The organism is Candidatus Arsenophonus phytopathogenicus (assembly GCF_056113345.1).
The window spans coordinates 1-3,076 of sequence record NZ_JBUIOB010000002.1; the positions used below are offsets into that span (position 1 = coordinate 1).

The window sequence follows — 3,076 nt, forward strand, 5'->3', positions numbered from 1 at the left end:
AGCGACCTCTTTAAAAACAGAACGGTAGCCAGCCGCCTTACTCGTTTTAGTTACTTAATTTGGAAGTATGGCGGTGGCGTAAATGAAAAACCCCACGCTTTCACATGGGGCTATGCACTACTGCCTTATTTACCTTATGTACCCTACGAGCTTATAAAAAGTAGTGCACAAACAAGATATAACTATTTGGGTAACAACACAACCAAAAAGAAAACCCCGCAAAAAGCGAGGCTCTAATATATGTTTAAGCGCTAACTCAATAGCTCTGCTCTACTATAGCATATAATACTGTACGGATGTACGGACAGTCAAGCATTTTACTTTGTTGCTTTAAGGAGAGTGTGAACCGTGCCAGCTATGTAGGATTCAGCCCTACCCATGTACGCAGTGATATAATCCGGTCTTTTCTTCCAGTTTTTAGCTATCATCCGGCATGAAATATGATGCTGATAATGTAAGCAAATGATATTGTATCCATCGATGTCATATTTCTTCAATCCTGCTACTGCTTTATCAACAATTTCACCTTCCTCATCACTTAACCAGGGTCTGTCATCGTCGAATTTAACAGGAGCAATGGTAGACATACCTTTGTACTCGGTTCCAATGCGGGTCATGCTCCAGTTTCCCCATGCTTCCAGTAAATCTTTTACGTGCCTGCTCATCTCCCCTCCGGCAAAATGTGAATAGAGGCATGGTCTTAATGCCCTGCGTTGAATGTTGGTTTCTTGATTACGCTAATTCCCAAATGGTGATAACCAGTTTCCCGCCCTTAATGATTTCCTTTCGCTCAACGTGCAACACATACTGCCCTGCGCTTGCATGTCGGTTATCTGACCACGCCAATGCCCAGATGGTGCATCAACCGGTTTCCGCCCTTCATCAGGTTATCCTAAATCTCGCTCAACGTGCAACGCGTCTAGGTGAGCATACACCCCTATCTCAACCCACCATGACAGAGTGCGTCAATAGGTGCTCTCATCAGGTTATCTAAATCTCGCTTTCGACGGTCAGGTGGATGCACCCCTATACTCAACCCCTAAACGTTGCGATAATCGCTTACAAAGCTTTTGATGCAGGATTTCTGCAACTACCGACTGGCGGTATAATCTCCCTTTTGCGGTGATGAAGTGTTTGTGTTTTGCGTGATACCAGTAGTGATTTACGGAAGGAGGGAAAGGAACGGTGATTTTAAATTTTTCCAATATTATAAGTTTCCAAATGCGATTAATAACCAAAAAATAATGCAGAAAACAACGAGAGATATTATTAATAACGCATTCATTTTATTTTCTTTAATGTCAGTTCGTTACCAAATACTGCCCCTGTATCTATGTATTCTTGATTGCTTCTACGCCAAGAACCTTTAATTAATGGAGTATGCCCGAATATAAAAAGGTCAGCGCCTTTAATTTCTCTACTTTCCCTTTTGCTAATTCTATCCCTGCTCCAGACAACATCGATTTCATTAATATCCCTTCCAAATTCATATTCATCATCAGGATAGTCAGCATGAGCAATGATTATTTTTTTGTTATTAACATTTAATTCAATAATGAGAGGTAATTTTTCGGCTAATTTTAAACATGTCTTTGCTAATATTTCCTGTTCATAATCAAGCATAAAAAACCATTGGCCACCGTTATATATCCAACCGTCAAGATCGCCTGTTTTCAATGCATTAATAGCCATTTCTTCATGATTACCACGAACTGCCTTAAACCATTTCTCATTTAATAGATCAAGACACTCAACATTCTGATCACCCCTATCTATTAAATCACCAACAGATATAATCAAATCTTTTTCTTCATCAAAATCAAAATGTTGTATTTTTTCCATTAGTAACGCATAGCAGCCATGCAAGTCACCTACGGCATAAATGTGACGATATTGATCACCATCGATTCGCTGATAAACTGCATCGTTTAAAGTTGTCATTATTTATCCTGCTACTTTTTTAATTTCATATACTCCGAGCTTTCCGGTATTGTCACGAAACAACCGATGCCAATCGCCCAGCATTCCACTTTTTGCATAAAGACATGCATTTCCCCCGTATCAAGCTTTGATGTCCTCCTGAGCGCTCTGACGCGCTCTGGCTCCTGTGTGGTCACATCAATACGCTCGACCACTTCATAGCCAAGAAATGTGTGCTTAAGCATTTCCTTCACTTGCTCAGGTGTGAAGTGAGCGCCGTTAGCACACAAATACTTGCTTATCTCCCCTGTCCACAGGTGAAAAAGTGAGTTTTGAGAGAGTGAGCGAGTTTTTCGGTAAGGCTTAATGATGAGTTGATGCGGTTGGTTTGTTGCGAGGACGGCTTTTAGTGTTTGCCAGACGGATTGTTTCGTTGATTCGTGGAAGAGTAGTTTGTCTTCCAAATGCGCCTCCTGCCTATTATCTCATTTTTATGCACCTGAAATTTTTACCTTTTGTCTAATTGTATCTGTGAAGTTACGAATTTCCATTCGGCTCAAGATAGGCACTTTGTATACAGAACCGCTCAAATCTTGAATCTCCCTATTACTTGTGTTTATTCCTATTAAGTAAATTTAAAAGTCTAGCAAAATCATCTTCGTTTAAGTCATCAAACTTTCTAGCGAAAGACATAGCGGCCTTTCTTGCATTGGTACTTTTGCCAGACAAACTTATCTCCACCGATTGCTGGGAATCTCTTGCTGCCTTTCTCAGGTTGATCGACTCTTCTTCATTTTTAGCAAGGTATGAGACAATATTATCTAAAATTTGCGGCGTAATAGCTCTTTTGCCCGTTTCGATTGAGGAAAGATAAGAAGATGTCATACCAATAGATTCAGCCATGCATTTCAAGTTAATACCTAAATCCATACGCATTATTCTTACAATTTTACCAAACGGTGTTAAGATAATTTAACCTCTAATCTAACCAGTTGAGTAAAAATTATTTATACTCACACGTCATTATGTTTACATTAAAAAAAAATAATCAACTAAATTCTGTTAATTAATTTCTATTTAACTAATGTTTCATTAAAGTTAAACTGAACAGGCTCGCCACCATTCTTAACAATGGTTGCTTCGATTTGGTATTTCA

7 protein-coding genes are annotated in these 3,076 nt (G+C 39.3%); 2 read left to right on the forward strand and 5 right to left on the reverse strand.

Annotated features, from left to right (window positions below):
- Nucleotides 1–237, forward strand: a 237-nt coding sequence (locus AC01GB_RS00205; protein WP_474449708.1) for a hypothetical protein, incomplete at its 5' end; no start/stop codon positions are given.
- An 80-nt stretch (nucleotides 238–317) separates the two neighbouring features.
- On the opposite strand, the gene AC01GB_RS00210 is transcribed toward AC01GB_RS00205, so the two are convergent.
- Complete coding sequence (locus AC01GB_RS00210) at nucleotides 318–665, reverse strand: antiterminator Q family protein (protein WP_474449709.1); 348 nt, start codon at nucleotides 663–665, stop codon at nucleotides 318–320.
- 38 nt (nucleotides 666–703) lie between these two features.
- Here AC01GB_RS00210 and AC01GB_RS00215 point away from each other — a divergent pair, with 38 nt between their 5' ends.
- Complete coding sequence (locus AC01GB_RS00215) at nucleotides 704–994, forward strand: hypothetical protein (protein WP_474449710.1); 291 nt, start codon at nucleotides 704–706, stop codon at nucleotides 992–994.
- A gap of 16 nt (nucleotides 995–1,010) precedes the next feature.
- Here the strand turns inward: AC01GB_RS00215 and AC01GB_RS00220 are convergent, their stop codons facing one another.
- From AC01GB_RS00220 to AC01GB_RS00235, 4 genes are all read right to left on the reverse strand, one after another.
- On the reverse strand, nucleotides 1,011–1,205 hold the full coding sequence (locus tag AC01GB_RS00220; protein WP_474449711.1) for a RusA family crossover junction endodeoxyribonuclease: 195 nt from the start codon (nucleotides 1,203–1,205) through the stop codon (nucleotides 1,011–1,013).
- Nucleotides 1,206–1,281: 76 nt separating this feature from the next.
- Entirely contained in the window at nucleotides 1,282–1,941 is a 660-nt protein-coding gene (locus AC01GB_RS00225) for a metallophosphoesterase (RefSeq protein ID WP_474449712.1), read from the reverse strand.
- Nucleotides 1,942–1,952: 11 nt separating this feature from the next.
- On the reverse strand, nucleotides 1,953–2,384 hold the full coding sequence (locus AC01GB_RS00230) for a recombination protein NinB (RefSeq protein WP_474449713.1): 432 nt from the start codon (nucleotides 2,382–2,384) through the stop codon (nucleotides 1,953–1,955).
- 142 nt (nucleotides 2,385–2,526) lie between these two features.
- Nucleotides 2,527–2,856, reverse strand: a complete 330-nt coding sequence (locus tag AC01GB_RS00235) for a helix-turn-helix domain-containing protein (RefSeq protein ID WP_474449714.1) — start codon at nucleotides 2,854–2,856, stop codon at nucleotides 2,527–2,529.
- Nucleotides 2,857–3,076 lie beyond the last annotated feature (220 nt).